The organism is Streptomyces altiplanensis, from assembly GCF_053591575.1.
In genome coordinates this window covers 1-25,135 of sequence record NZ_JBSFUB010000047.1, presented here as the reverse complement: position 1 = coordinate 25,135, position 25,135 = coordinate 1, and the positions used below count along the sequence as shown (strand labels likewise).

The following is a 25,135-nucleotide window of genomic DNA, read 5'->3' as shown; positions in this document are numbered from 1 at the left end:
AGAGATCCACCTGATGACCGCAGCCTCTCCCGCCGCCGCCGACGGCGGCGACGCCCGGGCCACCCCGCCGGAAGCCCCCGGGGGCCGCCGCTTCGAACCGGACCTCCGGTCGATGACACGGATCAACCTGCGCCCCATCGCCTCACCCATGCCGCTCGGCTTCTTCACGATAGCCATCGCCTCCGTGATGACGGGCTGCCTCCAGCTCGGGCTCTTCGACGAGACGGCCCGCGCCGCCGTCGCCTTCACAGTGCTTCCGGCCTTCGTCCTCCAGCTCCTGGTGAGCGTCCTGGCCTTCGGCGCCCGTGACGTGATCGCGGCGACGCTGATGGCGGTGTTCGCCGGAAGCTGGCTGCCCTACTCACTCATCATGCTCAGCGGCGCGGCCGACGGCCTTCAGGTCCTCGGCGTGTTCAACCTGGCGCTCCTCTGCTTCGGGGCCCTGATGACCGCCGTGACCCGGCCCAAGCGCGCGCTCTGGCTCGTCCTCGCGGTCTCCCTGCCGCGCTGGGCCGCCACCGGCCTCGCGGGCATCACCGGCGCGGAATGGCTGACGCGCACGTCCGGTGCGCTCGGTCTCGTGGTGGCGCTCGTCGCGATGTACACGGCGTTCGCCCTGATGCTCGAGGACATGCGCAGCGAGCAGGTCCTGCCCATCGGCCGCAGCGGCCCCGCTCACCTCGCCGTGGAAGGCGACCTGGCCGTCCAGCTCCGCAACCTGGAACGCCAGGCGGGCGTGCGCCGCACGCTCTGACCGCACCCACCCACCCCGCTGCACCACGACCGCACAGGAGCACCCATGGAACCGCAGGTGACGGACCGGCCCGAGAAGTCCCGGTACGAGATCCTCGCCGGCGACGACGGCACCGAGACCGCGGGCTTCGCCGAATACCACCTCTCGGAGGGTGAGGTCGCCTTCATTCACACCGAGATCGACAGCCGGTTCGCCGGCCGGGGTCTGGGCGGACTGCTCGCCCGCGGGGCCCTCGACGACGCCCGGGCCCGAGGGCTGCGCGTCCTCCCCTACTGCCCCTTCATCCGGGGCTGGATCGGCAAGCACCCGGAGTACACCGACCTGGTGCCCGGGACGAGGCGCGCCCGCTTCGGCCTGTGAAACACCGCACACCCGCCTCCCGCATCACCGGCCCCATCCCCATCTCCATGACACACCGAGGAGTTCTCCCATGCCCCGACACGCCCGCCCTACCGTCGTCCTGGTCCACGGCGCCTTCGCCGACGCCTCCAGCTACGCCCGCGTCATCCCCGAGCTGACCGCCGCCGGCATGGAAGTGGTGGCCCCGGCGGTGCCCAACCGCAGCCTGGTCGACGACGCCGCGTACATCGCCTCGGTGATCCGCGCCGTCGAAGGCCCCGTGATCCTGGTCGGGCACTCCTACGGAGGCGCCGTCATCACCCTCGCCGGGACGGAAGACAACGTCCGCGCATTGGTGTACCTCGCGGGATACGCGCTGGAGGAAGGAGAGAGCCTGGGCGAGCTCCAGGGCCGCTTCCCCGACTCCGGCCTCGCCGACGCGCTCGTCTACACCCCGTTCCCGCTGGCCGGCTCCACCGAGACCGGCACCGATGTCTCGGTGGCGGTCGACCGGTTCCCCGCCCTGTTCGCGGCGGACGTCGACCCCGGCCTCGCCGCGGTGCTCGCCGTCTCCCAGCGCCCGCTGGCCGCACGGGCCTTCACGGAGGCGGCGCCGGTCGCGGCGTGGAAGACCAAGCCCTCGTGGGGCCTGGTCGCCTCCTCCGACCGCACGATCAACCCCGATGTGGAGCGCTACGGCTACGAGCGCGCCGGCATGACCACCGTCGAGGTCGACTCCTCACACCTCGTCATGCTCGCCCAGCCCAAGGCCGTGGTGGAGCTGATCCAGGACGCGGTCCGGTCCACCGCCCACTGACCCGATCGTTCAGGATCGAACGATTAGTCGATATTGTTCGGGCGCTGGTAGCTTCTGATCGACCCCGAGAACCCTTCGGCGGGCGATCGGAGGAAACGCACCCATGAGGTTCGGCGCGAGGCTCGCGTTCGCCGTCATCACCCTCGTTGCCCTTGCCACCGCCTGCGGTGTACCGCAGAACAGTGGTTCGCAGCCGGATGCCGCCGTGGACTGTGGTCCGTACGCCAGGTACGGCAAGCACCCCGGCACCAAGGTCACCGTCTACGCGGAGAACCGGGACCGGGAGGCCGACCTGTTCGAAGAGACCTGGGCGGATTTCGCGGGCTGCACGGGAATCGACGTCCAGTACGAGGGGGACGGGGAGTTCGAGGCCCAGATCCAGCTCCGGGTCGACGGCGGGAGCGCGCCTGATGTGGCGTTCTTCCCTCAGCCCGGACTCCTGGAACGCTTCGCGCGGGCGGGGAAGCTCAAGCCCGCGAGCGCCGGGGTCGCGGCCCTCGCGAAGCAGGGCTGGTCGGCGGACTGGAACAGCTACGCGACCGTGGACGGCACCCTCTACGGCACGCCGCTGGTCGCGAACGTGAAGTCGTTCGTCTGGTACTCGCCGAAGTTCTTCCGCGACAGGGGACTGAGCGTTCCCCGCACGTGGTCCGAGCTGATGGCCGTGACGGAGAAGGTCGCGGCATCGGGCGTCAAGCCGTGGTGTGCGGGCCTGGAGTCGAGTGAGGCGACCGGCTGGCCCGTGACGGACTGGATCGAGGACGTCCTGCTGCGCCGGCAGGGCACGGACGTCTACGACCAGTGGGTTGCCCACAAGATCCCGTTCAATGATCCGCGTGTGATCGAGGCCATGGACACCGTGGGGTCCATCCTCAGGAACGACCGATACGCCAACGGCGGTTTCGGTCCTGCCCGGTCGATGGCGTCGATCTCCTTCCAGGAAGCCGGCACACCGATTCTCTCCGGGGACTGCGCGATGCACCGCCAGGCCTCGTTCTATGCCGGTCTGTGGCCCGAGGGCACCGAGATCGGGCCGGACAAGGACGTCTACGCCTTCCTCCTCCCGGGGGCCGACCGGGCCCGCCGCCCCGTACTGGGCGGCGGGGTGTTCACCGCGGCGTTCGCCGACCGTCCCGAAGTGCGGGCCTTCCAGAAGTATCTGGCCTCCGCGGACTTCGCGAACGCGCGTATGAAGAAGGGCCCGTTCGTCTCGGCGCACAAGGGCGCGGATCCGGCGAACGCCGCGACCCCGGTCGACAGGCTCTCGATCCAGCTGCTCCAGGATCCCAGGACACAGTTCAGGTTCGACGGTTCGGACCTGATGCCCGCGTCGGTCGGCGCCGGGACGTTCTGGAAGGGAGCCGTCGACTGGATCGGCGGCGCGAACACCCGGCAGGTCGCCGACTCCATCGAACGGTCCTGGCCGAACCGCTGATGTCGTTCGACCTCGTCGCCCAGCAGCCCAAGCTGCTGTACCTGCTCCAGGGCGTCGCCGCCTTCGCGGCGGTGGTCTCCCTGATCCTGCTGGCGCTGCACCGGGGGCCGCAACGGAGGAGGGCCATGGCCCTGATCCTGCTGGCCCCCGCGCTGCTGCTGCTCACGGCCGGTCTTCTCCTTCCCGGTCTGCGCACCCTGGTGCTGTCGTTCACCGACAGCGGGGGAGACGCGTGGGCCGGCTTCGACAACTACGTGTGGATGTTCACCGACCCCCGGGCGATGGTCGCGCTGCGCAACACCCTGGCATGGGTGGTGCTCGTGCCGTTGCTGGCGACCTCGGTCGGTCTGCTCTACGCGGCGGCCGTCGTGCGGTCGCGGTTCAGAGCGTTCGCGCTGTCCCTCGTCCTGCTGCCGATGGCGTTCTCCTTCGTCGGCGCGGGTGTCGTCTGGAAGTTCGTCTACGCCTACCGTCCCGCGGAGGCCGGGCAGATCGGGCTGCTGAACCAGCTCGTCGTCGCGTTCGGCGGCGAACCGAGGCAATGGCTCGTGGACTCTCCCTGGAACGTCCTGTTCCTCATCGTGGTGATGGTGTGGACACAGGCGGGCTTCGCGGCCCTCCTGCTGGCCGGCGCGATCAGGGCCGTTCCCGGTGAGATGACCGAGGCGGCCCGACTCGACGGCGCGTCCCCCCGACAGATCTTCTGGCGGATCACCATGCCGTCGATCAGACCCACGCTGCTCGTCGTGGTCCTCGCCCAGGCGATCGGCACCTTCAAGGCTTTCGACATCGTCAAGACCATGACCGGAGGACAGTTCGACACGGGCGTCATCGCCCACGAGATGTACGACCAGGCCTTCCGCTACGGCGAGACGGGCCGCGGCGCGGCTCTCGCCGTGCTCCTCTTCGTCCTCGTCACCCCCTTCGTCGCCCACCAGGTCCGGGCGCAGCGGAGGGCGGGGTGAACGGCGTCCGGGAGCGTCTGGCCTCCCGCGCCTTCTCGTCGATCGCCGTGGTGATCGCGGTCCTCTGGACGACACCGACCCTCGGCCTCCTGCTCTCCTCGTTCCGGCCCGAGAACGAGATCAAGACGACGGGCTGGTGGACCGTGTTCGGTTCGCCGCACCTCACGCTCGACAACTACGGAGAGGTGCTGTCCGGCGGCGGGAACGGGTCGGGCCGCCTCGCGGAGCACTTCGTCAACTCCGTGGTCATCACCCTTCCCTCGGTGCTGTTCCCGCTCGTGCTGGCGTTCTTCGCGGCGTACGCCCTGGCGTGGATCGACTTCAGGGGCCGCGACGCGCTCGTCGTCGGCATCTTCGCCCTCCAGGTCGTGCCGCTCCAGATGGCGCTCGTCCCCCTCCTGAAGCTCTTCTCCCAAGGCTGGCTGTTCCTGCCCGCGTGGAACTTCACCGGTCCCGCGCGGTTCGGCCACGTCTGGTTCGCCCACACGGTCTTCGCGCTGCCGTTCGCGGTGTTCCTCCTGCACAACTTCCTGGCCGGGCTGCCCCGGGACCTGATCGAGGCCGCCCGCGTCGACGGGGCGTCGCACGGGACGCTGCTGCTCCGGATCGTGCTGCCCCTGGCCCGCCCGGCCCTGGTCACCTTCGTCATCATCCAGTTCATCTGGGTGTGGAACGACCTCCTCGTGGCACTGACGCTGTCGGGCGGAACGGCCGGGACCGCGCCGATGACGGTCAGACTGGCGAGCCTGGCCGGGACGTACGGCAACGAGTGGCAGCGGCTCACCGCAGGAGCCTTCGTGGTGGCGTTCGTCCCGCTGCTCGTCTTCTTCTCCCTCCGGCGGCACTTCGCGCGGGGACTGGCCGCCGGATCGGTCAAGGGATGATCCCCGGCCGGCCCGAGGGAGAAGGCGTGGCGACGCCCGGGAGCGCGGGGCTGAGCCGGCCCGGGCTGCGGGGCCGCGAAGCCGAGCTGGAGCGGCTGCGCGCCCTGGTCGAGGCGGTACGCGACGGAGAGGGAGGAGCGATCGCGCTGCTCCTGGGCGAGTCCGGGATCGGGAAGACCGTACTGCTGCGGGAGACCCTCTCGATCGCACGGGCCCACGGATTCCTCGTCAGCCATGGACGCGCCGAGGAACTGCACGAGCTGGCACCGCTCGCCTCACTGGCCTCGGGCCTCCTGCACGGCGACCCGCCGCTGCTGTCCGGCGCCGACTTCGCAGACCTGGCGGGCCACCACGACCAGCGCATCTGGCTCGTCGAAAGGCTGGCCCAGCTGATCGAGGAACGCTCGGCGGGCACGCCCGTACTGATCGCGGTCGACGACGTCCACTGGGCCGACCCGCTGAGCCGGTTCGCCCTGAGTGTCCTGCCGGCACGGCTGTTCAGCTCCCCGGTCCTCTGGCTGCTCACCGGCAGGGACGACCCGGAACTGTACGGGCGGGGGCCGCGGACGACGACCCTCCCCCTCCGGCCGCTGTCCGGCACGGCCCTGGCCGAGCTGGCACGGGACGTCCTCGGCGGGGACGTACCGGAGCAGGTCGCGGAGCTCCTCGACGGGGCGGGAGGCAACCCCTTCCTCGCATCCGAGATGCTCACGGGCATCGCGGCGTCGGGCACGGACGGGCCGGAACCGCCGGAGCGGCTGGTCCTCGGCGTACGCGACCGGCTGGCCGCCCTCCGGCCGGACACCCTCCACTTCCTGCGGATCGGCTCGGTCCTCGGCCGCGCGTTCACGCTCGCCGACGCCGCGGCCCTGTGCGGGCGGCCCGCCTCCGGACTCAGCGCCGAACTGGACGAGGCGATCTCCGCCGCGCTCCTCCACGACGAGGGCGAACGCCTCCTGTTCCGCCACGACCTGCTCCGCCAGGCGGTGTACGCCGACCTCGCACCCTCCGTACGCCGGGCGCTGCACCGGGAGGCCGCCAGCCGCCTCGTCGCGGCCGGCCGGAGCTCCGCCGACGCGGTCCCGCATCTGCTGAAGAGCGCCGAACCCGGCGATCAGGAGGCGATCAGGCTGCTCGGCACGGCCGCCACGGACGTGATCGCCGTGATGCCCGGTCTCGCCGCCGACCTGGCCCTGCGCGCCCTGGAACTCGTACCGCCCCACGCGCCCATGGTGTTCGACGTGGGAGAACGGGCCGTCGTCGCGCTGACTCGCGCGGGCCGGTACACGCAGGCACGGGAGACCGGCGACGCGCTGCTGGCCCGGCAGCCGCCCCTGGAGGTCTTCGCACGTCTGCAGTCCGTACTCGGCGACACGCTGTGGCACCTCGACGACGTCCACGAGCTGTCCCGCCGCTCGACGGCGGCGCTGGCCGTCGTCACCGACCCGGCGGTCCGCGCCCGGCTGACCGCGCGGCAGACCCTGGCCCGGTCCCGCGGACGCGACCTCGGGGCCGCTCGCGAGACCGGTGAACGGGCGCTCGCCGAGGCGGAGCGGGCCGGCGACCGGGAGGCCCGCGTCCTCGCGCTGTGGGGCCTCGGCGAGATCGCTCTCAACGCGGGCGACTGCGCCGCCGCCGTCGAACACCACACGGCGCTGAGCGTGTTCGACGCGGCCTTCCTCCCCGAGGAGGTTGTCGCACGGATCCACCTGGACGACTTCGACACCGTACGGCAACTGCTCCGGACGGCGGGCGACGACCCCCTGCGCCCCGCCATGCTGATCTGGGCTCAGGGAACCCTGAACATGGGGCTCGGACGGCTCGACGACGCGGACGCCGACCTCGTCACCGCCGAACGCCTCGAAGCGGACCTCCACGTGCCCGGCAACCTGGTCAACATACGGGTCAACCGCGGTCTGCTGGCGATGCTGCGCGGCGACCGCGAAGCCGCCCGGGAGCACCTGGACGTCGTGAGGTCGACCGTGGCCGACCGGCCGAACACGGGCAACCACGCCACCCACCAGTACTTCGAGGCCGTCGTCGCCGACGCCGACGGCGACCACGCGGCAGCGGCCGAACAGGTCCGGTCCGCCCAGCGGGACCACCCCTTCCTGCGATGGCGGCTGCTGCGCCCCCATGTCGTCCAGGCCGTGCGGATCGCCCTGCGCGCCGGGGACCGGACCCTGGCCGAGGACCTCGCGGCGCAGGCGGCGCAGCACGCCACCCGCAACCCCTCCGTACCGACCGCACAGGGGACGGCCGCCCACGCGGCCGCCCTGGTGAACGCCGACCGCGGACTCCTGGAGCGATCGGTCCGCATCCTCCTGACCGGCCCCCGGCCGCTGCCCCTCGCCGCGGCCTCCGCCGACCTCGGGCGCGCGCTGCTGACCGCGGGCGACGCCGCCGCAGTGCCCGCCCTGACCAGGGCGTACGACATCTACGCACCGGCGGGGGCGGACTTCGAGGCCGACCGGGTCCGGGCCGATCTGGAACGGGCCACGACCCGCTCCGGTCGGCGCGGCGGCGGCCCCCGGCCACGCCCCGGCCAGGGCTGGGACGCGCTGACGGCCTCGGAGCGCAAGGTGGCCGCACTGATCGCCGCAGGTCACACCAACCGGTCGGCCGCGGCCGCCCTCCACGTCTCCCCGCACACGGTCAACACGCATCTGGCGTCGGTCTTCCGCAAGCTCTCGGTGCGCTCCAGGGTCCACCTGGCAAGGATCGTGCTGGCGGAGGGCGACGCCGGGACCGCCACCGGCGACTGAGCAACCCCTGCGCCTGCGTGCAAGGCATGGTGCGCCGCACGGCAACAGGAGGCGCAGGACCGGTCCTAGCGTGACGGCATACCGCGCCGCTGCGACGCGCGGACCAGCCGACCCGAATCGAGGAACCCACCCATGCCGTACATCACCGTGGGCCAGGAGAACACCAGCCCCGTCGAGCTGTACTTCGAGGACCGGGGCGCCGGGCAGCCGGTCGTCCTCATCCACGGCTTCCCGCTCGACGGCCGCTCCTGGGAGCGCCAGAGCGCCGCGCTGCTCGACGCCGGATACCGCGTGATCACGTACGACCGCCGCGGTTTCGGGCAGTCCTCGCAGCCGGCCACCGGCTACGACTACGACACCTTCGCCGCCGACCTGAACACCGTCATGGAGACCCTCGACCTGCGAAACGCCGTCCTGGTCGGGTTCTCCATGGGCACCGGCGAGGTCGCCCGCTACGTGTCCACGTACGGCTCGGGCCGCGTCGCCAAGGTCGCCTTCCTGGCCTCGCTCGAACCCTGCCTGCTCAAGAGCGACGACAACCCCGACGGCGTCGCCCCCAAGGAGTTCTTCGACGGGATCGTCGCCGACGTCAAGGCCGACCGGTACGCCTACTACACGGCCTTCTTCAACGACTTCTACAACCTCGACGAGAACCTCGGCACCCGCATCAGCGATGAAGCCGTCCGCAACAGCTGGAACACCGCGGCGGCAGGCGGCTCCTTCGCGGCTTCCGCCGCGCCTTCGACCTGGTACACCGACTTCCGCGCCGACATCCCCGCCGTCGACGTGCCCGCCCTGATCCTGCACGGCACGGCCGACCGGATCCTGCCGGCCGAGGGCACCGCCCGCCCCTTTCACAAGGCGCTTCCGTCGGCCGACTACGCCGAGATCGAGGGTGCCCCGCACGGCCTGCTGTGGACCCACGCCGAGGAGGTCAACACCGCCCTCCTCGCCTTCCTGGCGAAGTGACGCCCCACCGCTGACCCGCCGGGGTGACGCCGGAAGCCCCGGTGTCACCCCGGCCCCCGGTTCCCCGGCGCGGGAACCGGACGAGCTCAGGAGAGCAGACACCCCATGCAGTTCGGCATCTTCACCGTCGGGGACGTGACCCCCGACCCCACCGACGGCCGCACTCCCACCGAACGCGAGCGCATCAAGGCGATGGTCGCCATCGCGCTCAAGGCCGAGGAAGTCGGCCTGGACGTCTTCGCGACCGGCGAGCACCACAACCCGCCGTTCGTACCGTCGTCGCCGACCACCATGCTCGGCTACATAGCCGCCCGCACCGAGAAACTGATCCTTTCCACCGCCACCACGCTGATCACCACCAACGACCCGGTGAAGATCGCCGAGGACTACGCGATGCTCCAGCACCTGGCCGACGGCCGGGTCGACCTCATGCTGGGGCGCGGCAACACCGGCCCGGTCTACCCGTGGTTCGGACAGGACATCCGCCAGGGCATCAACCTCGCCAAGGAGAACTACACGCTGCTGCGCCGGCTGTGGCGCGAGGACGTCGTGGACTGGGAGGGAACGTTCCGCACGCCGCTCCAGGCCTTCACCTCGACACCGCGGCCCCTGGACGGCGTCCCGCCCTTCGTGTGGCACGGATCCATCAGGTCCCCCGAGATCGCGGAGCAGGCCGCCTTCTACGGCGACGGCTTCTTCCACAACAACATCTTCTGGCCGGCCGACCACACCCGGCGCATGGTGCAGCTCTACCGGCGCCGGTTCGCGCACCACGGTCACGGCCGGCCGGAGGACGCCGTCGTCGGCCTGGGCGGACAGGTCTTCATGCGGAAGAACTCCCAGGACGCCGTACGGGAGTTCCGGCCCTACTTCGACAACGCGCCCGTGTACGGCCACGGCCCGTCGCTCGAGGACTTCACCGAGCAGACCCCGCTGACGGTGGGCTCGCCCCAGCAGGTCATCGACCGGACCCTGTCGTTCCGGGAGGCCGTCGGCGACTACCAGCGCCAGCTGTTCCTGATGGACCACGCGGGCCTGCCCCTGAAGACCGTTCTGGAACAGCTCGACATCCTCGGCGAAGAGGTCGTGCCCGTGCTGCGGAGGGAATTCGCGAAGGGGCGCCCGGCCGACGTGCCCGAGGCCCCCACGCACGCGTCGCTCCGAACCGTCCGGGAGGTGACCGCCGCGTGAAGCTGATCGTCGTCTCCGCGGGGCTGAGCACCCCCTCCTCCACCCGCCTGCTCGCGGACCGGCTGGCCGAGTCGGCCCGCGACGAACTCGCCGCCCGGGGGCACGCGGCGTCGACCGAGGCCGTGGAGCTGCGCGAACTGGCCGGCGACATCGCCAACCATCTCGTGACCGGCTTTCCGCCGCCGCGGCTGAGCGCCGCGATCGACGCGGTGACGGCGGCCGACGGTCTGATCGTCGTGACTCCCGTGTTCGCGGCTTCCTACAGCGGACTCTTCAAGTCCTTCTTCGACGTGATCGATCCGGACGCCCTCACCGGGAAGCCGGTCCTGATCGCGGCGACGGGTGGCACCGCCCGTCACTCCCTGGTCCTGGAGCACGCCGTGCGCCCGCTCTTCGCCTATCTCCGCGCCGTCGTCGTCCCCACCGCCGTGTTCGCGGCCTCCGAGGACTGGGGTTCGGGTGGAGACGAGTACACCGACGGCCTGCCCGGCCGCGTCCGCCGTGCGGGTGCCGAGCTCGCCACGCTCATGGCGGCGCGTCCGGCCGGTGAAGAGCCCGAGGACGACGTCACCGTCCTCGAACGGCAACTCGCCGACCTGCGCTTCGACTGAGACGGGCCCCCGGCCCGGGCGACGGCGGGGTGGTTCATACTGATCCGCCGTACCGCACGCGGGCCGAGCCCGTCCCGTGCGGCCCAGGCCGGCGGAATGAGCGTGAACCGAGTGACGACACGGACCGTACCCGAGGAGCTCGACGGTGTACGGACTCCCCTCCGCGGCAGAGAGGCCGAGCTGGCGTTCATCGAGGCGCGGCTGGACGCGCTCGACCGGGGCGAAGGCGGGATCGTCCGTGTCGAAGGCCCCGCCGGCATCGGCAGGTCCAGGATCCTCGCGGAGGCCGCGGCAGCCGCGAGGCGGCGCGGGACGAGGGTGTTCGAGGGGGCGGCGGACCCCGGCGAACAGTTCGTGCCGCTCGGCCCGCTCCTCAAGGGCGTGCTCTCCAGCGAGGGACCGCTGTCGGGCGCCGTCCGGCTCCGGGACCTCGCCGCGACACCCGGCCAGCGGTTCTGGCTGCTCCAGGAACTGGGGGACCGCTTGCGGGAAACGGCTCGAAACGGCCCCCTGCTCGTCGTCCTCGACGACCTCCAGTGGTGCGACGACCTGACCCTTCTCACCTTTCACACCCTCGCGGCCGGACTCTCGTCGCACGCCATCCTGTGGCTGGTCGCCGTGCGCGGCGGCAGCGTGCCGTCGGGAGTGCGCACGACCCTGGACAGGATCCGGCAGGCAGGCGCACACGAGCTGGCGCTGGGAGCGCTGGGGGACCGGGCGACCACGCGGATCACCGAGGACGTCCTGGGCGCCACTCCCGGCCCGGACGTCCTTGGCGTCGCCCGCCGCGCCGAGGGGGTGCCGCAGCTGCTGGTCGAGCTGCTCGGCTCGCTGCGCGAGGACGAGGTGGTGACGATCGAGAACGGCAGGGCCAGGCTGTCGGCCGGCCCCCCGGCCTCGCGGGTACTTCCCTCTGTCGTGCGCCGCCTCGACCAGCTGTCGGACGCGGCCCGAGAGCTGGTGCGGACGGCGGCTGCCGTGGGCGGCCCGGTCACCGTCGCGCAGCTCGCCGAACTGCTCGGCAGGCCCTCGGCGGCGCTCATCGCGGTGGTGCAGGAATCCCTCGACGCCGATCTGCTCGCCGAAAGGGGCGATCGTCTCGCCTTCCGCCACGATTTGATCCGCGAGGCGGTGGAAGCCGGCCTCCCCCTGCCCCTGCGTCAGGCCCTGCGTCGTCAGGCCGCCGGGCCGCCGCCGGGGAGCACGGCCTCCCCCGTCGAGCGTCCCGGGCCGCCGCCGGGGAGCGCGGCGCCGGCAGCTGCGGCGGAGGCCGGGAGAGCGGGACCAGGAGACGCGGCGGAGGCCGGCCGGCTGCGCAGCGCCGCGGCGGAACTCGCGGCCACCGCCCCCGGACCTGTCCCGGAGCGCAGCCTCAAGGCGCTGGAACTCACCACGGCGGCTGCTCCGGAGCGGGCGCGGGTCATCGCTGAGACGATCCCGCTGCTCTGGCAGACGGGCCAGGCTGCCCGGGCGCGTGAGCTGGGAGCCTCCGCCCTGGCGGCCGGCGGCCTGGGACCCGAGGGCGAGGCACGCGTACGCCTCGCCCTGGCACGCCTCGCCCTGCCGTTCGACTTCTCCGAGGCGGTCCGGCAGGCCCGCGCCGGGGCGGCACTGCCCGGCGTCCCCGCGTCCGTGAGGGGGCGACTGCTCGCGCTGCTCTCTCTCGGCCTGTCGATGGCGGGCGAGCACCGGGCGGCGGAGCAGGCCGCCACGGAGGCGCGGGAGCCCGTGGCGGCGGCGGGTGACCGTACCGCCGAGGCCACGTTGGCGACGGTCCGCTCGGCCGCGAGCTTCCACCGCATGGACTGGACCGAAGCGTTCCGGCAGGCCGGGCGGGCCGCCGCTCTGGCCGCCGCCCCGGGCGTCAGCTCCTCGCTGTGGATTCCGGAGGCCCTGTGGCACGGATTCCTCTCGAACGCCGCCGGACACTCCGCGGAAGCGCTCGCCGCCGCGGAGGACGGCATCCGGACCACCAGGGACCAGGGCCGGACGGCCGCCACCCGCATGTGGCTCATGACCCGCTCCCGGATGCTTCTCGACGCCGGACGACTGGCGGACGCCCGGGCCGACGCCGAAGCCGCATCCGCGACGACGGGCGATATCGGCCCGGGCAACCTCGCCGACGTCACGCTCCGGTACGCGATGATGCGCGTCGCACTCCACACCAACGACCGGCAGGGCGCACGAGCGTACGCGGCGGAGGCGAGGCGCATGCGGAGCGACAGCGCACCCGCCGTCCGCCACGCCGGCTCCTGGATGCTGGCTCTGATGGCCGACTTCGAAGGCCGGCCCGACCGTGCCATGGCCGAACTCGACGAGGTGATGTCCTCGCCCGTCGCGGACCGGCCCGACTTCGCCGGCTCGCTCGACCCCGCCGACGCTCCGGTCCTCGTCCGCCTGGCGCTGCGCGCCGGCGCGCACGAACGGGCCGTGCAGGCAGTCGCCCTGGCCGAGCGGCGAGCCGTGCTCAACCCCGACCTCACGTTCCTCGCCGCCACCGCCGCGCACGCCCGGGGGCTCCTCGACAACGACCTCGTCCCTCTCGTACGCGCCGTCCGGATGTACGAGGACTGCCCTCGGGCGATGGCCCGGGCGTCGGCACTGGAGGACGCCGGGCGCAAGCTGGCGGCCACCCGCATGTCCGAAGCGGTGCCGTACTTCGACACGGCCCTCGCGCTCTATGCGCGAGCGGGCGCCGAGCGGGACGTCGCACGCGTCCGCCGGCGCCTGCGGGCCGCCGGTGTCCGCCGGCGGCCCTCGCCGGCCGGACTCTCCGGTGAATGGCCCGAGCTGACGGCCGCGGAGACACGGGTGGTACGGCTCGTGGCCCGAGGGCTGACCAACCAGCAGGTGGCCGAGCACCTCTCCCTCTCGCCGCACACGGTGAGTTCGCACCTGCGCCGGGTCTTCACCAAGCTGGACATCACCTCGCGCGTGGAGCTGGCCCGGCTGGTGGAGCATCGCGACAGCGGAGAGTAGTCGCTTCGTATCCCCTGTGCGCGTCGCGAAAATGGACGATTCGTGTGATGTGCCGACGCCGTCGCTTCCTCAAAATGATCAAGAACTGCGGAGTGGAGAAGCCCGCGGGGAACAGTTGGTCGAGAGAGGAACAGCGCATGACCGTAAGGTTCCAGCGAGCCCGCCCTGGCAGCCCCGAGCTCCAGGCGCTTGTCGATGAGCTCGCGGAGCTGCTGGGCCGGTCCGTCGCCGTCGACGACCCGCTGGTCCGCATGGTCTGCACGAGCCGCCACTTCGGCGACGAGGACCCGGTACGCATCGGCACCCTGTTGCAGGGCCGCGCCGACAACGCGGCCATCCGCTACGTCCTCGCCCAGGGCGTGACCCAGTGGTCCAGAGCCGGATTCATCGACGGCCGTGACGATCTCGGACTGCTGCCCCGTTACGTCGTGCCGCTGCGTGAGCGCGGGCATCTCCTCGGGCTGCTCATGGTGGTCGTGCCCGAGAAGACGCTCGGAGAGCGGGAGACGCATGCCATCGCCCGGGCCGCGGACGCCATGGCCGCCCAGATGTACGGAGAGCGCATCGCCGCCGACACCCGGAAGGCCGACGAGCGGGACCTGGTCCTCGCACTCGTCGGTACCGACGTCGCCGCCCGTGCCACCGCACGCCGGCGAGGCCGGGAGCTCGGACTGCTAGGAGCGGCGGAGCACACCCTGGTCACCGTCGTCCAGCTGAGCTGCGCGACGGAGCTCGTGCGGCAGTCCGAGGCTGCGCTGTGGGGGGCTTTGGAGGGGTTCCGGCAGACGCGCTCCGCCCAGGGCCTCATCGCGATAGGCAAGGAGCGGGCGACGCTGCTCCAGCTCCGCACCCGCCCACCCGGCCCGGACGAGGTCACTGCCCAGTCCGCTCGCATCCTCGACGAACTCCGCACCTTCCTGGGCCCGTCGGCGGACCCGGTGATCGGCGTCGGTGGCCGGCACCCCGGCCTGGACGACGCGTGGACGTCGTACGAGCAGGCGCTCGTGGCGGCGCGCGCGGCACGCCGACTGCCCACCCTGAAGAGCGCCGGTGACTGGGAGCTGCTCGGGGAACTCGCCGTGCTGCTCCAGTTCCCCGAGCACGCCCTGAACGCGTCCCTGGTCCCGAAGCCGCTCCGTACCCTGAGCGAGGCTCATGGCGGCGACCGCCTGCGGTACACCCTGCGCTGCTTCCTCGAACACGCGGGATCGATTCCCAGGACCGCGGACACGCTGGGAATCCACCGCACCTCGCTCTACTACCGCCTGCGCCAGATCCAGGAGATCACCGGACTCGACCTCGACAACGGCGCCCACCGGCTCACTCTGCACCTCGGCCTCAGGATCGAGGAACTCCTTCCCCCGGGTGACGACGGGGCCGTCTGACCACGGACCCGCTTCGGCAAAGCGAGGAGGATCCACGGCTCGATTCCTACAGCTCGCGGTGGTGCGGGCGGCGGGCTCCATTCGATGATGTCCGGGACGGGCGGGAACGACGTACCGCCTCTGACCAGGGGAGAGGTCATGAAGGAACTGATCACGACGGACGGCGCACGGCTCGCGTACCAGGACACCGGCGGCGAGGGCGTCCCGCTGGTGATGCTGCACGGCTGGGGGCAGACGCAGGCGATGTTCCGCCACCAGACCGAAGGGCTGGCGCCCGGCCGTCGCGTCGTCACCGTCGACCTCCGCGGCCACGGGAAGTCCGGCAAACCGCGTCACGGCTACCGCGTCGCCCGGCTCTCCCGCGACGTGCTCGAACTCGTCGACCATCTCGGGCTGGCCCGTTTCGACGCACTGGGCTGGTCCATGGGCGTCTCGGTGTGGTGGAGCTTCATCGACCAGTACGGGACCGGACGCATCCGGCGCTTCGTCGCCGTCGACCAGCCCGCGGCGGTCGCCGCCGTGCCCTGGATGACCGAGGGGGAACAGCGGGACTCCGGCGCCATCTTCGATGTGTCGGGGCTGTTGTACCTGGGTGCGGCCCTGGCGGGGCCGGAGGGCGACACGGTCCGCGCCGACTTCGTGCGCGGCATGTTCTCCGGCGAGCCCGACCCCGAGGTGCTGGCCTTCGTCGCCGAGGAGATCAGGTCGACACCCGCCTACGCGGGCGTACCGCTGCTGTTCGACCACTGCGCGCAGGACTGGCGGGACGTGCTTCCCCGGATCGACGTGCCGACCCTGGTGATCGGCTGTGAGGGAAGCCATGTGCACCCCGATTCCCAGCGCTTCGTCGCCGAGCGGATTCCCGGCGCACGCCTGCACGTCTTCGCCTCCGACGTCGCGAGCTCGCACTTCCCCTTCCTGGAGAACCCGTCGGCCTTCAACGCCGTGGTGGAGAAGTTCCTGGCCGAGGAGCCGGCGAGCCGGGCGTGAACCCGCCCGTCCGCACGAACCGTACGGCTTGGAGTTCCCATGACCCTTTCACTGATGTCACGTGCGCCCGAACGGGTGCCCCGGCAAGCGCCCGATCCGACCTCGCCCTCCTTCCGCTCGGGGTGGCTGGTCCAGATGCTTTCCGCGATGCCGGGCACGAGCGACCGGAACCACGTCTACCTCGGCGTCCATGTCCGTGGGCCCGTCACCGTCGTCCACGAGCGTGCCAAGACCCTTCTGGAGCCGAACGACCTGGTCTTCTGCGACCCGGCCCGACAGGACCTGCTGCAGTTCGGCGAAGACTGCCTGATGATCTTCTTCCGGGTGCCCCGCTGCTATCTGGGCGTCACGGAGTCGGAACTGAACCAGGTGCTCGGTGTACCCGTACGCGGCGGGGAGGGGATCGGGGCTCTGGTGTCCGGCTTCCTGACCGCGCTCGCCGCCACGGCGGAGTTCCGTCAGTCCACGATCGGGGACCGGCGTGCCCGAACAGCCGTGCATCTCCTCTCCGTCCTGGTCATGGAGCTCCTCGAAGCGGACACGACGGACGAGGCCGACGACGCGTCCGGGACCGTCAACCAGATGCTGTCCCGTATTCGCGCCCACATCGAAGAACATCTGATGGACCCGGACCTCTCACCGGAGTCGATCGCACGCGCCCACCACATCTCCGTCCGGTACCTGCAGAAGCTCTTCCAGAACGACGGCAGCACGGTGAGCCAATGGGTGCGGCAGCGCAGGCTCGAGTTCTGCCGGCTCGAACTGGGCCGTTCCAACCGGAGACTCACCATGGCCGCGGTGGCACACCGCTGGGGCTTCAGCAGCCCCTCGCACTTCAGCCGCACGTTCCGCGGGACGTACGGCATGAGCCCCAGCGAATGGCAGGCGCTGGCGACCTCGGCCTTCGCACCGACGACCGCCGGCGCCCAGGACGAGCGAAGGCGCTGAGACGCGTGTGCGCTGTCATGACAGCGCGGATACGCGCACGTACCAGAGGTGCCACTTCCACGGCTCTACCGTGAGTAACAGTCGCACGGACCTCCTGCCGGACTCCGGGCCGCGCCCCGACCGTCGTGACGACGCCCCATCCGTGGCCCGACACCGAGAAGAGAACTCGCATGCCCCACCCCACCGTCGTCCTCGTGCACGGTGCCTTCGCCGACGCGACAGGCTGGATAGGCGTCATCTCGGAACTGCGGAGCAGCGGCATCCCGGTGATCGCTCCGTCGAACCCGCTGCGGGGGCTGACGTCGGACGCCGCCTACCTCACCTCCCTCCTCGCGCAGGTCGACGGCCCGGCCGTACTCGTCGGCCACTCCTACGGCGGCGCGCTGATCACCGTGGCCGGCGCCGCGGAGAACGTCGTCGCGCTTGTCTACGTGGCCGCCTACGTGCCCCACGAGGGCGAGAGCCTCGGCCAGCTCCAGGGGGGCTTTCCCGAGTCCCCGCTGACGGGCAGCCTGAAGGAGTGGACGTACCCCCTCCTCGACGGCGGCTCGGCGGTCGAGGTCACCATCGAGGAGGCGGCCTTTCCCTCCGTCTTCGCGGCGGACGTGCCCGAGGCCGTCGCCGGCGTCCTGGCAGCGGCCCAACGCCCGCTCGCCGCGGCCGCCTTCACCGAGATCGCGTCCGCGGCGGCGTGGCGGACGAAACCGTCCTGGGCTCTGGTGGCCGGGGCGGACCGCACGATCAGCCCTGAGGTCCAGCGCTTCGGCGCCGCACGGGCCGGAGCCGTCGTCGTCGAACTTCCGGACGCCTCCCACGCCGTCGTCCTGTCCGAGCCCGCACGGGTCGCCGACCTGATCAGGGACGCGGTACGGGCGACGAGTTGCGCGGCCTCCTCCGAATAAGCGGACACACCACGCTTGCCGAGGTGCTCCAGCAGCAGTGCGCTGTGCGAACAGCTCGGGGTCCGGCCACGGTCAGAGGTCGGGTGCCTGGGTGGGGTCGGGGCTGATGCGTTCGCCGTATTCGTCGAAGACGAGGAGGTTGCGTACGTCGATGAGGAGAGGGAGGTGCTGGCCGCGCCGGTAGGCGGTGCCGGGCACGGCGCGGATGACGAGTTCTCCGATGCTTTTGCGTTCCGGGGCCGGTGTGCTCCTGTGCGGGTGGTCGGCGGCGGTGCGGCCTCGGCTGAGGAGTGCCGTGGTGTGACGGCGGAGGTGCTGGAGGAGGCCGGTGGTTATGCCACCGACTGGCCGGCCCGTGTCCGGGGGGAGAAGCTGGGGCGGCACGTCGGCTCGTTGTCCTCCCAGGGACAGGTGGAGCAGGGATTCGTGACCCTGGAACTCGACGAGCTCGACGACGCCCGTGACGGCTCGTTCGAAGGGCGTGGAGCGGGCGGGTTCGGCGATGCGAACGGCTTCGGGACGCAGACCGATCAGCAGGGGCCGCCCCTGGGCGACGCCCAGGCCGGCGATCATGCGCAGGAGGGTGGACTTGCCGCATCCCGAGGGCCCCAGGAGGACGAGGAACTCGCTTTTCTCGATGGTCAGAGACACCTGGCGTACGGCTGCCCGGCCGCCGGGGTAGGTCTTGGCGAGCCGGTGAAGGGTGATGGTGCTGCCCACGGGATGCTCCTGGTGCGGGTTACGGGCGCCCGGTGGCGCGAGATGCGGGTCAGGTTTCTCAGGGGGTGAGTTCGTCGGCGGCGATGTGGAGGCAGGCGGCGACCAGGACGATGTTTTTGAGGACGTACTGGCCTTCGAGGGTGGGTACGGCCCCGTAGACGTGCCAGGTGAGGGCGGGCAGCAGCAGGAGGGAGAGGAAGACTCCCGCCATGTGGAGGAAGAACGCCGCGAGCGCGCAGCGCAGGAGGCGGCCGGTGACGAGGGCGGCTCCGACGGCCGTTTCCAGGACGGCGAGCAGGAGCAGGCACAGGGACGCGGGGATGAAGCCGCCGGTCATTTCGGTGCTGGCCTGGACGGCGAAGTCTTCCGCGGGGCTGGCGTGGGGGAAGAACTTCAGGATGCCGAACCAGCAGAAGATCAGTCCGACACAGACACGCAGGACGGCGGTGCTGCGGTGAACGTAGCGCTCGGCGTAGGAGGCCGGTCCACCCTGCCTGGTATGACGGGACCGCAGTGATGTGGAGCGCCCTGGTCCCTCGGAGGACTGCGCGTCGGAGCCGGCGCTTCGAGGGGACGTGCTGGTCATCGGCGGTCCTCCAGCGGGGTGAGGTGTGGGGCCGGAACGGGGCACGGAAGGGCGGATCGGGGGCCGGGCGGGGCGGGGGTGTGGATCGGCAGCGGATCTCCCCGCCCGGGGCGTCCCGGTGTTTCCCGGAAGAGGGACGGGGGCCCCGCAGGAGGCTGCAGCGTCCTGCGGGGCCGGGGTCAGCCGGGGATGGTCAGCTGAAGTTGACGTCGCTGCACAGGAAGTACTTCTGGTCCATGTGCGAGGCCTTCCAGACGGTGACCACGACGTGCCTGCCGGTGTAGCCGGAGGTGCTGACGTCCGTGGTGTAGTGCGGCTGGTAGGGGTAACGGCCGGTCTTCTTCACCAGTTCGAGGTCGCCCCAGCCGATGAGCCGGCTCGTGGGGTCGAAACCCTGCTTGGTGACGTAGATCTCCAGCCAGTCCGCGCCGTGCCGTGCCTCGTCGTAGACGTCGACGGTGAAGTCGGAGCCGAGGTTGGTCGTCTTCCACGGGCCGGGACGGTCGAGGGCGCCGTAGTTGGTTTCGCCCTGGCCGCCGGCACTGCAGATCTGGCCGTTGGGGATGACCTGCTTGTAGTTGTCCCCGGTGTTGTTGGCGTAGACGGCCTTCCACGCGGTGATGGCGTTCGGGTTCTCGTGGTAGGTGCGGTAGCACATGGGGTCCTGGGCCTCGTTCGGCTCACTGGAGCCCCAGCGCTGCAGGCAGCCGTAGTTGCGGGTCTCGGGGGCGATGACCGTGCCGTGTGCGGAGGTCGTCGGTGCCTGGACGACGCCGAGGAGGGCGGTGGCGAGTACGGCGGAGCCCAGCGCGGTGGCGCGGGAGAGGGTTGCGGGTACGCGGTTCATGGTGCTCTTCCTCCGTGTGTGGGGAGATCAAAGGTCGACATCGACCCATGATTTACGTGCACATGACAGCTTGTGGTGCGGGTTCAGACGTTGCTGCGGTCGCTCACCTCCCTTCGCCGGCGGGCGGGCAGGTCCAGCAGTTCGGTCAGGGACCACTGGCCGGGACCGAGGGCGGCGATGAGCAGGAAGGCCCAGCAGAACAGGGCGGCTTGCTCGCCTCCGTTCTCGATGGGGAACAGCCCGTCGCCCTGGTGGTGGACGAAGTAGGCGTAGGCCATGGAGCCCGAGCACAGGAGGGCTGCCGGCCGTGTGCCCAGGCCGAGCAGGACGAGTGCGCCGCCGACGAGCTGGATCAGCGCCGCCCACCATCCCGGCCACTGCCCGGGGCTGAGGGGCTGTCCGTGTGCTCCGCCGAGGACACCGAAGAGCGTTGCCGCTCCGTGGCAGGCGAACAGGAGTCCGAGCACGATCCGGAACAGGCCCAGAACCGGGCCCTGGTACCTGGCGGGTGTCTCCATGATGATGCTCTTTCTCAGCGGGGGCGGGGGCGGGGGCGGGGGATGGGCGGATCGGGTGCCGGGTGTACGGGCTGGTGGCCGCCGGCGGTGGCGGATCGCCGGCGGCCGCCGGACGGGTCAGGAGGTGAGGGTCCACTTCTGGCCGGTCCGGGTGCTGCAGTCCCACAGGTGGAGGCGGGCGCCGTCGGCCGTGCTCTGGCTTTCGACGTCCAGGCAGCGGCCGGACTTGAGGTTCTTCAGGGTGCCGTCGGACGGGAAGGCCCACTTCTGGCTGTCCCAGGTCCCGCAGTCCCACAGGTGCGCCTTGGTGCCGTTGGCGGTGGCCCCGCCTTCCACGTCCAGGCACTTGCCGCCGGACTTCAGCTGCTGTCCGGCGAGCGTCCAGGTCATCGAGGGGACGTTCGCGCAGGACCACTGCTGGACCGCGGTGCCGTTGGCGGTGCCGGCTGCGGCCCGGTCGACGCACTTGCCGTTGCCGCCGTTGACGATCCGGCCGCTGCCCGGGACCGGATCGGGGCCTGGCCCGGGGCCGGGGACGGTGCCGGGTCCCCAGGCGTTCCAGTTGTCCCAGTTCTCGGCGTCGAAGCCGAGCCGGCCGAGCTTGTCCGCTCCCCAGTTGTCACCGGACTTGCTGATGACGGTGTTGCCGACGGTGTAGTTCTCCAGCTTCAGCCCGCGGCTGTCACGCGTTTCGTTGCCGAGGGTGACCTTCTGGCCGGCGGAGTTGCTGTGGCGCTTGAGGAGGCTGATCTGGCTGCCGGCGTCGAGGCCGTTCCAGGCGCCGATCCTCAGGTTCTTGACGTGGATGTTCTCGGTGCTGGAGAGGGCGAAGACGCGGATGGCGCAGTTGGTCATGCCCTCGACGGTGATGTTCTCGAACGTCATGTTCTTCACCCAGGTGCCGGGATCCGCCCGGGTGGTCGATGCCGTGTTCTCCCAGTGCGAGGAGGAGTTGAGGATGCAGGTGTTGTACTTGACGTCCTTCCAGTACATGCGGTTGTGGATGACGTGGGTGTTGCTCACCCGGACGTTGTCGATGCTGCGGGGGGTCCAGCCCCACTGGATGACGGGGCCGTTCTCGTTCTTCCAGATGACGGTGTTATCGATGGTGACGTCGCTGTGGTACATCTTCAGCACGTCGTCGTTGGCGTTGAAGAACGTGTTCTTCATGGTGCTGCCGCGGTAGAGCTCGATGCCGTCGGTCTGCCAGTACCAGGACCCGACCTGCTTGTAGTTGTCGACCCGCATCTGGAACGTCTGCTCGTTGCCGTAGACGACGAACGAGTGGTACGGCGGCTCGTTGACGGTCACGCCCTGGAGGTCGAGGTACTGCTGGGCGTTCGCCGACTGGAACTGCAGCATCTTCACGCACGAGGCGTGGCAGTTCGACGCCCCGCTGAGGTGGTCGTAGTTGTTGCTGGTGTCCGCCTCGTACACGTACTGCTCACCGGACAGCACGCCGTACCCGGTCACCTTGTACAGGCCCTGGTTGTCGTGGAAGAAGCGGAACGCGCCTTTCACGTAGGCGCCGGGCGCCAGGTACACCCACTTGACGTTCGCCGGCAACACCGCGTGGTACTTGGAACCCATCGTGTATGTGCCCGGACGGAAGTAGATGATCTCCTGGCTGACCGAGTTCAGGTTGGTGACCTGGCCGGGCTCGGGGTAGTGGATGCTGCCCGACGCCGCGGTGGGGATCAGCCGTTCCTTCTCCGTACCGGTGGGAGCCGGCTCGGCGAAGATCATCATCGAGTTGCGCGGCTCGGTGTGGATGGCCCGGTTGCCGCCGCCACCGCTCGTGGTCAGCTTGCCGGCGTCGTTGGCCGGGCCGGACATGTCGTTGTAGGCGGTGTAGAGCTGCGGGTCGAACTCGACGGAGAACCGGTAGCCCTTGCTGCTGTAGGGCACCTTGATCCGGATGGTCTTGCTGTTGACGAGCTCCTTGGCGAAGTTCAGGCTGCTCGGCTTGAGCTTGACCTGGTCGGCCGAGGAGATGCTCTGGTCGGTGCGCAGCGAGACGTCGACCCACACGTCGGCCGCGTACTGGAAGGACGACCAGCTCATGGTGAGGTTCGCCGACGAGGCGAACTCGGCCCCGTCCTCCTTGGTGTAGCCGATCTTCCCCTTACCGCTGCGGGGGATGCTCATGTAGGCGAACGAGTCGTACTTCGTCGTCGGCGCGGCCGCAGTGGCGACCTTCACGTCGTAGAAGGACGAGCGCCGCACCTTGTCGCCGGCCACGGGGCTGCTGGTGTTGAACTCGTGGTTGTCGTGCCACCAGGTCTGCAGCTGGTCGCTGTCGGCGGTGGTTCCCTCGGCCGCTGCGGCCACCGGTGCGGCCGGGGCCGGGACGGGGACGGCCGCGGCCGCGGTGCCGGCGGCGGGCGCGACGGCACCGGCGAGAGCCAGGGCCAGACCGGCGGCGATGGCCGCCAGCGGGTTGAGCCGTCGCAGTCTTCCTGCGGGCATGATGATGTCCTCTCCTTCATGAAGCGGGGCGACGCCCCGCAGGGGCGGGCTGTTCGCCGGCGTATGTGCTGTCCTGCTCGCCGGGGAGGCCGCAGGGGCACGTCACCGGGGGTGTGGTGCCGCACGTGGGGTCTGGCTGGAGACCACACGCACGGCGGCAAGCCCGTGTCGGTATCGGCTCCTTGCTTTCCGGGGGAGTGGTCCGACGGCGCCCGCGGGCCGAGTGCCGTCCGCAGGGCCGGGGTGTGGGGAGCTCCGTCCCGCAGACGTGAGGAACCGGTTCTGCGGTCCGATGCGTGACGGGTGCCGTGAACGTCGCGCAAGTCCGTGGTCGACGGCCTCGGCGTGTGTCGGTCGCCGGATAACGTCCCGTCATTTCTTCTCCGTGTCAATGAAATGAGCGAGATTTGCTCCTTCGAGGAGGGAAGATCGCCCTGCCGAAAGGAATGAACGGGTCATAAGTGGCCATACGGAATGACCAGGGCATGCCGTCACGGTTGTGTAACGCCATCTTTTCTTCCTTGACGCATGAAAAGTCTGGGAGACACACTCCCGTCATACGCAGTCGACGGCGAGGCGCACGTATCGCCCGGAACAGAGCGCAGGAGGAACGATGGCGATCTCCGCAATGCCGGGTGAGCCCCGATCCGCCAGGGGCGGGGACATGCGCCGGCCCCGTCGGGTTCGATGGCGGATGAACGGCAACCCCCGGACCTGACCGACCACCACCAGGAGGCATCGCGTGATGAGCCCGTCCAAGATCCGATTCTCGGAGCTTGTCAGTGAGCAGACCCGTGCGGAGATCTTCGCGACCGTGCTCACGGCGGGGCCCATCTCGCGTACCCAGCTCGCCCAGCGCCTGGGCCTGGTCCCCTCCTCGGTGACCCGGATGCTGCCGCCCCTCCTCGAGCACGACTACCTGCGCGAGAGCAGTACCTCTCCGCAGGGCAGGGGCCGGCCGCAGAAGATGCTGCACGTCAACCCCGACAAGCACCTGGTCGTGGGCCTGAAGATCGGTCCCGCGCAGGTCTCCGGGGTGGTCACCGACATGGCGGCCAACGTGCTGGTCCGTGCCGAGGAGCCGATCGCCGACTGCACCCCCGAAACCGCCCTGTCCGCCGCCGCTTCCCTGACCGGCAGGCTCCTCGCCGAGGCTCCCGAGGCGGCGGACAGGGTGCTCGGCCTGGGTGTCGGGGTCAGCGGACACGTCGACTCGGCGGCCGGGATCTGCCGTTACTCCGCCCTGCTCGACTGGAGCAAGGTCGACGTCGCCGGTCCCCTGCGGGAGTCGACCGGGCTACCGGTCGTCGTCAGCAACGACGTCAACACCCTCGTCGTGGCCGAGCGCTGGTTCGGGGCGGGGCGCGACGTCGACTCCTTCGCCGTCGTGACCGTCGGACCCGGCATCGGCTGCGGCCTCCTCCTCGACGGCACCCTCTACTCGGGCGCCACCGGGCTCGCCGGGGAACTCGGCCACCTGCCCCTCGACCCCACCGGCCCCATGTGCAGCTGCGGACGCCGCGGCTGCCTCGAAGCCCTTGCCGGCGACCGGGCCGTCCTGCGTCACCTCCGGGACGCCGGAGTGCCCTGCGCCACCATCACCGAAGCCATCGAACTCGCCCGCTCCGCGGGCGGATCGGCCCGGACCGTCGCGCGCTCGGCCTTCGCCGAAGCCGGTACCGCCCTCGGACGGGGGCTGGCCGGCGTGTGCAACCTGCTCAACCTGCAGAAGATCATCATCGCGGGCGAGAGCGCGGTCGCCCATGACCTGTTCGGCCCGGCCATGACAGCGGCCATGGAGGCGCACGCCTTCTCGGACGCCGCCCGCGACTGCCAGATCCATGTCGACCCCGTCCGGCACGACCTGTGGGCCCGAGGCGCGGCCTGCCTGGTCATCCGCGACGCGGTCGGCGCCGCCATCTCCTGATCCACCCAGCTCGCAGCAGTACACCAAGCAACCGAGACACACGATGAGGTTTGACGTGCCCGAAAACGTGGCCAGCCCTGCCGACTCCTGGTGGAGCGAGGCGGTGGTCTACCAGATCTATCCGCGCAGCTTCG

General features: G+C 70.7%; 21 protein-coding genes. 16 read left to right on the top strand and 5 right to left on the bottom strand.

The window, feature by feature from the left end:
* The first annotated feature begins 13 nt into the window (after nt 1–13).
* The 15 genes from ACWD0Y_RS20850 (at nt 14) to ACWD0Y_RS20780 (ending at nt 17,934) form a co-directional block, all read left to right on the top strand.
* The gene (locus tag ACWD0Y_RS20850) at nt 14–754 is read left to right on the top strand and encodes a GPR1/FUN34/YaaH family transporter (RefSeq protein WP_450261823.1); all 741 of its coding nucleotides are present in this window, start codon (nt 14–16) and stop codon (nt 752–754) included.
* Between the two features lie 45 nt (nt 755–799).
* A complete protein-coding gene (locus ACWD0Y_RS20845) occupies nt 800–1,114 on the top strand; it encodes a GNAT family N-acetyltransferase (RefSeq protein ID WP_450261822.1) in 315 nt (104 codons plus the stop codon).
* 70 nt (nt 1,115–1,184) lie between these two features.
* Nucleotides 1,185–1,910, top strand: coding sequence for an alpha/beta fold hydrolase (locus ACWD0Y_RS20840; RefSeq protein ID WP_450261821.1), 726 nt, complete (start codon nt 1,185–1,187; stop codon nt 1,908–1,910).
* Nucleotides 1,911–2,013: 103 nt separating this feature from the next.
* Complete coding sequence (locus ACWD0Y_RS20835; RefSeq protein WP_450261820.1) at nt 2,014–3,345, top strand: ABC transporter substrate-binding protein; 1,332 nt, start codon at nt 2,014–2,016, stop codon at nt 3,343–3,345.
* A complete protein-coding gene (locus ACWD0Y_RS20830) occupies nt 3,345–4,310 on the top strand; it encodes a carbohydrate ABC transporter permease (protein ID WP_450261819.1) in 966 nt (321 codons plus the stop codon). The genes ACWD0Y_RS20835 and ACWD0Y_RS20830 overlap by 1 nt, the downstream gene beginning before the upstream one ends.
* Nucleotides 4,307–5,194, top strand: coding sequence for a carbohydrate ABC transporter permease (locus ACWD0Y_RS20825; protein WP_450261818.1), 888 nt, complete (start codon nt 4,307–4,309; stop codon nt 5,192–5,194). Before ACWD0Y_RS20830 ends, ACWD0Y_RS20825 begins: the two co-directional genes overlap by 4 nt.
* Complete coding sequence (locus ACWD0Y_RS20820) at nt 5,191–7,959, top strand: ATP-binding protein (RefSeq protein ID WP_450261817.1); 2,769 nt, start codon at nt 5,191–5,193, stop codon at nt 7,957–7,959. Before ACWD0Y_RS20825 ends, ACWD0Y_RS20820 begins: the two co-directional genes overlap by 4 nt.
* A 132-nt stretch (nt 7,960–8,091) precedes the next feature.
* The gene (locus tag ACWD0Y_RS20815; protein ID WP_450261816.1) at nt 8,092–8,928 is read left to right on the top strand and encodes an alpha/beta fold hydrolase; all 837 of its coding nucleotides are present in this window, start codon (nt 8,092–8,094) and stop codon (nt 8,926–8,928) included.
* A 105-nt stretch (nt 8,929–9,033) separates the two neighbouring features.
* Nucleotides 9,034–10,119 (top strand): LLM class flavin-dependent oxidoreductase, encoded by a 1,086-nt coding sequence (locus ACWD0Y_RS20810; protein ID WP_450261815.1) that lies wholly within the window; start codon nt 9,034–9,036, stop codon nt 10,117–10,119.
* On the top strand, nt 10,116–10,730 hold the full coding sequence (locus ACWD0Y_RS20805) for an FMN reductase (protein ID WP_450261814.1): 615 nt from the start codon (nt 10,116–10,118) through the stop codon (nt 10,728–10,730). The genes ACWD0Y_RS20810 and ACWD0Y_RS20805 overlap by 4 nt, the downstream gene beginning before the upstream one ends.
* Nucleotides 10,731–10,841: 111 nt before the next feature.
* Complete coding sequence (locus tag ACWD0Y_RS20800; RefSeq protein ID WP_450261813.1) at nt 10,842–13,709, top strand: helix-turn-helix transcriptional regulator; 2,868 nt, start codon at nt 10,842–10,844, stop codon at nt 13,707–13,709.
* Nucleotides 13,710–13,846: 137 nt separating this feature from the next.
* Entirely contained in the window at nt 13,847–15,094 is a 1,248-nt protein-coding gene (locus tag ACWD0Y_RS20795) for a PucR family transcriptional regulator (protein WP_450261812.1), read from the top strand.
* 138 nt (nt 15,095–15,232) lie between these two features.
* Complete coding sequence (locus tag ACWD0Y_RS20790; protein WP_450261811.1) at nt 15,233–16,084, top strand: alpha/beta fold hydrolase; 852 nt, start codon at nt 15,233–15,235, stop codon at nt 16,082–16,084.
* A gap of 39 nt (nt 16,085–16,123) precedes the next feature.
* Complete coding sequence (locus tag ACWD0Y_RS20785; protein WP_450261810.1) at nt 16,124–17,032, top strand: helix-turn-helix domain-containing protein; 909 nt, start codon at nt 16,124–16,126, stop codon at nt 17,030–17,032.
* Nucleotides 17,033–17,202: 170 nt separating this feature from the next.
* On the top strand, nt 17,203–17,934 hold the full coding sequence (locus ACWD0Y_RS20780; RefSeq protein ID WP_450261809.1) for an alpha/beta fold hydrolase: 732 nt from the start codon (nt 17,203–17,205) through the stop codon (nt 17,932–17,934).
* A 72-nt stretch (nt 17,935–18,006) separates the two neighbouring features.
* Here the strand turns inward: ACWD0Y_RS20780 and ACWD0Y_RS20775 are convergent, their stop codons facing one another.
* The 5 genes from ACWD0Y_RS20775 to ACWD0Y_RS20755 form a co-directional block, all read right to left on the bottom strand.
* Nucleotides 18,007–18,654: an ATP-binding cassette domain-containing protein gene (locus tag ACWD0Y_RS20775; RefSeq protein ID WP_450261808.1), complete on the bottom strand. Its 648-nt coding sequence runs from the start codon at nt 18,652–18,654 to the stop codon at nt 18,007–18,009.
* A 58-nt stretch (nt 18,655–18,712) separates the two neighbouring features.
* Complete coding sequence (locus ACWD0Y_RS20770; RefSeq protein WP_450261807.1) at nt 18,713–19,240, bottom strand: DoxX family membrane protein; 528 nt, start codon at nt 19,238–19,240, stop codon at nt 18,713–18,715.
* Nucleotides 19,241–19,433: 193 nt separating this feature from the next.
* Entirely contained in the window at nt 19,434–20,087 is a 654-nt protein-coding gene (locus ACWD0Y_RS20765) for a lytic polysaccharide monooxygenase (RefSeq protein WP_450261806.1), read from the bottom strand.
* An 83-nt stretch (nt 20,088–20,170) separates the two neighbouring features.
* Entirely contained in the window at nt 20,171–20,605 is a 435-nt protein-coding gene (locus tag ACWD0Y_RS20760; protein ID WP_450261805.1) for a DoxX family protein, read from the bottom strand.
* A 117-nt stretch (nt 20,606–20,722) separates the two neighbouring features.
* Nucleotides 20,723–23,074: a family 49 glycosyl hydrolase gene (locus ACWD0Y_RS20755; RefSeq protein WP_450261804.1), complete on the bottom strand. Its 2,352-nt coding sequence runs from the start codon at nt 23,072–23,074 to the stop codon at nt 20,723–20,725.
* A 745-nt stretch (nt 23,075–23,819) separates the two neighbouring features.
* Between ACWD0Y_RS20755 and ACWD0Y_RS20750 the strand changes: the two genes are divergently transcribed.
* The gene (locus ACWD0Y_RS20750) at nt 23,820–25,001 is read left to right on the top strand and encodes an ROK family protein (protein ID WP_450261803.1); all 1,182 of its coding nucleotides are present in this window, start codon (nt 23,820–23,822) and stop codon (nt 24,999–25,001) included.
* Nucleotides 25,002–25,135 lie beyond the last annotated feature (134 nt).